Source organism: Colwellia sp. 12G3, from assembly GCF_002836775.1.
Classification (GTDB): domain Bacteria; phylum Pseudomonadota; class Gammaproteobacteria; order Enterobacterales; family Alteromonadaceae; genus Colwellia.
In genome coordinates this window covers 1-4,939 of the sequence record NZ_PJAQ01000033.1, presented here as the reverse complement: position 1 = coordinate 4,939, position 4,939 = coordinate 1, and the positions used below count along the sequence as shown (strand labels likewise).

The following is a 4,939-nucleotide window of genomic DNA, read 5'->3' as shown; positions in this document are numbered from 1 at the left end:
ATGGCGTTATGTTTTTAAGCTAGCTTGGCATAAACAATCAAGCTTATGAGTTAAGTAAGGAATAGATTTGGAACCTTGGTACATCTTTTTAGGACTTGCAGTGTTCTTTATTATTTTGATGTTATTACCTAATCAAGATAAAAAAATACGTAAAGAATTCAAGCGTAAAAGCTCAATATTATCAAAAGATATAAACAATAAAATTATTAAAGTACAGGGCAAATCAATACTTATAGAGGCACTAATAACACCTATTTTCAAAAATAAAGCAGCATTTTATGAAACTAAATTTTATGAAATGTCTGAACTTGCTAAAGGTGGTGGAGACCTTGGTACTGGTTTCAATAGTAATGAATCAGACTGGCGCTTAAAAGAAACTAGAAGTAAGAAGAACTCGTTTCTTATTCAAGTTAAAGGCGATTACGCTTTAATTGATGTGGAACACTGTGAATTTCTTATTACTAAAAATGTCGATAAATTCAATAATTATGGTGACCTTAACGAATTTATATTGAACGGTAAGTTAAGGTATCGTGACTTGGAACCAAATGTTTTAGATTTTATTACAACACTTGGGTTAACTGCTAAGTATTATAAATATAATGATGAAGCAATTATTCAATTAAAGGAAAGTAAAATCGGTGAAGGTGACCATATCGCTGTAGTTGGCAAATGTACTGTTGAGGATATTCAAGATTACCCTATGGTAAAATCTATTTTACCTTCAGGTATTAAAAATATATTTGTCATCAAAGGCACTTCTGAAACTCCAGTGTATTTAACCGATGATTTTGGGATTTTGTTTGGGTGATAAAAAAACATAACAAGTCACTCAAAAGGACAAAAAACAGTTGGTTTTTGCTCCTGCGTCGCTTATTTTAACCAACTATTTTTTGCCTCTTAGTGAGGCGTTATGTGCCAAATAGGGATGGAGCCTTGAAAAATAAATTCGAACTCATCAGTAGATACTTATATAGAACATTAGTTAAAATGTTCACGCCTAAAATGGCGAAAGAATTTCAGTATCTCTTAGAAGATTTAAAAGAAAATGAAGAGTCATTAGGTCGTAAAATAGATCAAGCTCATGCATCTCTAACAGATACTTCTCGTTTAATAGAAAAATTAGAAAGTGAACTTAACCTAAAAATAGATAAGGTTACTCAACTTAAAGTTGAGTATAAGCGATATTCTGTACTTGCTAATCTGGAAGAGGACAAAGCAAGAGCATTGCTAACTCAGTTAGATTTAAGTTTAAATAAAGGGAAAACGTCAGAGAGAGTAATTGCATTTTTTATCAATTTAATCGCTGGTGTTCTAATTTTTATTGCGGGTGTTTGGCTAAGCCCACATGTTACTGCATTTTTTCACGGTGTAAGTGGCACATAACAAGCAAATCAACAAGGACAAATAACAGTTGGTTTTTGCTCCTTCGTCGCTTATTTTAACCAACTATTATTTGCCTCTTAGTGAGGCGTTATGCTGCAAGGAGTATTCAAGCATGAGTGATACCAAAAAGGATAATTTTTACTGGCCTGATGTTTCAACATTAGAAGCTGCAAAATCAGCTACAAAAGGTGCTATGTTCGTAGCTATATTTGTAGCAACCGTTACAGCGGCATTTGCATTGTATGGAATGTATAATGATCCAATTTTAGGTATTGATGGTTGGGCATTTGTAGATTCATTTATCTTTATTTTAATAGCATTTGGACTATGGAAGTTAAGCCGATTTGCTGCAGTTTTCGGGGTGTTATTCTATATTCTAGAGCAGGTAGATATGTGGCTAACTAATCCCTCCGTGCCGATCTTGGCAGTAATATTTACATTAGTGCTTATTGGCGGTGTTCGCGGAACATTTAGTTATCATAAACTAAAATCCCAAGCTGTTAAGGTTTCAGAACCAGCAGCATAACAAGCTAATAAATAAGGACAAAAAACAGTTGGCTGTTTTCGTTCCTCAACATTTTAGCCAACAATTTTTTGCCCATTATTAGGGCGTTAGGGTTTACGGAGAAACTGGTGCAAATCAAATCTATTATTTTTATTCTTTCCTTATTTTCATTTTCATCATTTGCCAATGACATTAATGAATTCTGGGCTGCGGAACCTGAATATCTTAAAGTTGTTAAAATCAATGTGTCACAACTTTATAATGAAAACCCTGATCTACATGTCATTGAGTTTTCGATTAAACGTGACCCTACGAAAATTGAATCAGAAAATGAGTATTTCATTTATCTTAAAGCACTCGATAAAGCAGATATAACTTTAGATTCAGATCCTGCTGTTCAAGCTTGGGCAAAATCAGAAGGTATTGAGGCAAATGAAATCGCAGTCTATAGTGCAATTTTTAAGTTGCCCAAAGGTGAGTTTAAGCCTTATATGCTATCAGTTATTCAATCTCGTACTTTTTTACATAATAAATGGGCGGAGTTGGTAAAACCCTAACAAGTCAATAAAGCAGGACAAAAAACAGTTGGTTTTTGCTCCTTCGTCGCTTATTTTAACCAACTATTTTTTGCCTCTTATTGAGGCGTTATATTTTACAGGGAAGTAGATTTGGTCTTTGAACTATTCGAGAAAGAAATACAATTAGCAAATACAGGTATTCTGGCTGTAGCATTACTAATTGCACCTTTTTTGTTTATAGCAACAGCCCTAGGTTTACCTTTAGCCGGGAGTATTTATTATTTTATTCTCGTAACTTATTTAGGGGTAATTACATGCGGAATAAAGACGTATTTCAATCCAAAGTATTTTATTGGTACTGTTATTTTTAGTTTCCTTTTACTTACTAGCTTCTTATAGATATTTATAAATAATTATGACTTTTACTGTGGGAAGAAAATTACATATCAGCACCTCTTTCTAATGTTTTGTGTAAGTAAAATATAACAAGCAATTCAACGTGACACGCAACAGTTGGCCGTGCTCGTGCCTCGCTATTTTAGCCAACTATTACTTAGCCCGTTAATTGGGCGTTAGCATTACATGGAGTTTTACCAATCATGAAGAGTATACTTTTACTTTTATCACTCACAATATCCTTTAATCTTTTTGCTGCGGATTATCAGCAAGAAATTAATAAATTTTTTGAGTTATATAAAAAAAATAAGATAGACGAAGCAGTTAATTCAATTTACAGCACGAATGAATATGTTTCTGCAATACCAGACCAAATCAAAAATGTTAAAACCCAACTTAATGCTCTCAAAGGGCTAGTGGGTGAAGTTCATCATATTGGTAAATTGGATACCTTTCTTGTTGGTGAGTCATTTGTATATGTTACATATCTCGCTACATACGACAGGCAGCCTGTACGTTATGAATTCCAATTTTTCAAAGTAAAAGACGGTTGGAGAATTTACTCATTCTCATTTGATGACGACCTAACTGAAATTCAGAACCAAGCAAGAAAAGCAGCTTGGGCTTCCAAGAAGTAATGCTAACAAGCCACTCAAGCAGGACAAATAACAGTTGGTTTTTGCTCCTGCGTCGCTTATTTTAACCAACAATTATTTGCCCCTTAGTGGGGCGTTAGCAATACCTTAAGGACTGAGTATGAAATTGCCGAAATTCCCATGGAAAACGTCTAGCTTCCTTCTAGTTTTATTTTTGTTACTAGAACCAGAGTTTATAGCTATTGCTGTGCTATTGGATGGTATTGGTTTAGAGTTTTTTGTTTTGCTTTTGGAAGTTCAGGCAATGGCTGTATTTGGCTATTATTTTCAAACTTATTTTAAGCCTATAGTTAAGCCAATTTATAAGTTAATTCAAAAGTTAGACCCATATTTTTTTATTCCAACTAAATCCGCTGTAGCTCAATATCCAATTGTATTTGTTCATGCTATCCCAGGATTTATTCTGTTTTCAATCGGCATGTTATTTGTTAAATTCGATTCTTTATCGGTGTAGGGTATTTTCACGTTTTTAGGCTAGAATAAGTGAAGTTAAAACTCAATTAAGGAAAATTATGAATAACGATATTAAGGGAATTTGCCTTTTTCTAGGTTTAATTGGTTTAGGTTATGTTGCTCTATTAATACTTGTAGCGTTACTTACGGGCGCTAAAATAATCAAAAGTATTATGTTCATTTCTATCTTTTCAACGTTCTTAATTAGTTTAGGTTTAACTCCACAAGTTAAAAATCGGCTATTCAATTACCTCAAGACGTTAAAAGTAAAACAGTTCGCATAAAGTATTGCTAAGCAGTTAAAGCAGGACTTTTTACAGTTTGCTCGGTTCCGCTTCGCTACACATTTTAGCAAACTAATAAAAAGCCCCTTAACGTGGGCATTAGCACTCCAAGAACACGGGAGAATTCCATTGAATTCATACATTGAAAATTACTGTGGTTTTTGGAGGAGTGAGTCTGGGAACCGCATGGAGATATCATTGAATCAAGATGAGACTGTCAGCGTAAATTTCTATCGAGCGCGTGAAAATATTCCTATGGTACGCCCGTGGTTAAATGACAGTCCTGCGGTAGGTATGCTTGGCACGCTTGATCCTGAGGGTGGCTCATTAGATATTGCGCTTTCCGAAAAGGAGAATAGTTTTCGTCTAAATTTGTATTTTGACTTGAGTGATGGGTCATATCGAAGAGTTGAACCATCAATTATTCGATACGAAACGGAAGGTTTTCTAGAGCAATACTATTGCTTTGTTGAACCTCTAGAGTCATATGAAAAATACTAACAAGTGCAGCCAGCGGACGCAAAAGACGAGCCACTACTGTTCGCGTTATCGATACAAAAGCTAATCCGAAGTGCTGTTTGACGCTAGATACCTAATCTCCGTCCTGATGCATGAACTGCCTTCTAATAGAGCAGCAGTCAACTATAATGAGCTTAAACCAGCCCCACAAGTGAGCAGAAAATATTGGCTAATATTGCACTAAATATGCTCCTGAATTTGCAAAGGCTTAATGTCCGCAAT

General features: G+C 34.7%; 8 protein-coding genes. All 8 read left to right on the top strand.

The window, feature by feature from the left end; translation table 11 throughout:
- Nucleotides 1–67: 67 nt before the first annotated feature.
- On the top strand, nucleotides 68–811 hold the full coding sequence (locus CXF71_RS09975; protein WP_101232816.1) for a hypothetical protein: 744 nt from the start codon (nucleotides 68–70) through the stop codon (nucleotides 809–811).
- Nucleotides 812–936: 125 nt separating this feature from the next.
- A complete protein-coding gene (locus tag CXF71_RS09970) occupies nucleotides 937–1,386 on the top strand; it encodes a hypothetical protein (protein WP_157826731.1) in 450 nt (149 codons plus the stop codon).
- Between the two features lie 112 nt (nucleotides 1,387–1,498).
- Nucleotides 1,499–1,912, top strand: a complete 414-nt coding sequence (locus CXF71_RS09965) for a hypothetical protein (protein ID WP_101232814.1) — start codon at nucleotides 1,499–1,501, stop codon at nucleotides 1,910–1,912.
- A 107-nt stretch (nucleotides 1,913–2,019) separates the two neighbouring features.
- Nucleotides 2,020–2,448, top strand: a complete 429-nt coding sequence (locus tag CXF71_RS09960; protein WP_101232813.1) for a hypothetical protein — start codon at nucleotides 2,020–2,022, stop codon at nucleotides 2,446–2,448.
- A 560-nt stretch (nucleotides 2,449–3,008) separates the two neighbouring features.
- On the top strand, nucleotides 3,009–3,443 hold the full coding sequence (locus CXF71_RS09950) for a hypothetical protein (protein WP_101232811.1): 435 nt from the start codon (nucleotides 3,009–3,011) through the stop codon (nucleotides 3,441–3,443).
- Nucleotides 3,444–3,561: 118 nt separating this feature from the next.
- Entirely contained in the window at nucleotides 3,562–3,915 is a 354-nt protein-coding gene (locus CXF71_RS09945) for a hypothetical protein (protein ID WP_101232810.1), read from the top strand.
- Nucleotides 3,916–3,973: 58 nt separating this feature from the next.
- Nucleotides 3,974–4,198: a hypothetical protein gene (locus tag CXF71_RS09940; RefSeq protein ID WP_101232809.1), complete on the top strand. Its 225-nt coding sequence runs from the start codon at nucleotides 3,974–3,976 to the stop codon at nucleotides 4,196–4,198.
- A gap of 186 nt (nucleotides 4,199–4,384) precedes the next feature.
- Nucleotides 4,385–4,699 (top strand): hypothetical protein, encoded by a 315-nt coding sequence (locus tag CXF71_RS09935; RefSeq protein WP_157826730.1) that lies wholly within the window; start codon nucleotides 4,385–4,387, stop codon nucleotides 4,697–4,699.
- The last annotated feature ends 240 nt before the right edge of the window (nucleotides 4,700–4,939 follow it).

Bases quoted from the DNA above. Each gene is read 5' to 3' on its own strand.
- CXF71_RS09950 (WP_101232811.1), top strand. From the start codon at position 3,009: ATGAAGAGTATACTTTTACTTTTATCACTCACAATATCCTTTAATCTT.
- CXF71_RS09935 (WP_157826730.1), top strand. From the start codon at position 4,385: ATGGAGATATCATTGAATCAAGATGAGACTGTCAGCGTAAATTTCTAT.
- CXF71_RS09945 (WP_101232810.1), top strand. From the start codon at position 3,562: ATGAAATTGCCGAAATTCCCATGGAAAACGTCTAGCTTCCTTCTAGTT.
- CXF71_RS09940 (WP_101232809.1), top strand. From the start codon at position 3,974: ATGAATAACGATATTAAGGGAATTTGCCTTTTTCTAGGTTTAATTGGT.
- CXF71_RS09965 (WP_101232814.1), top strand. From the start codon at position 1,499: ATGAGTGATACCAAAAAGGATAATTTTTACTGGCCTGATGTTTCAACA.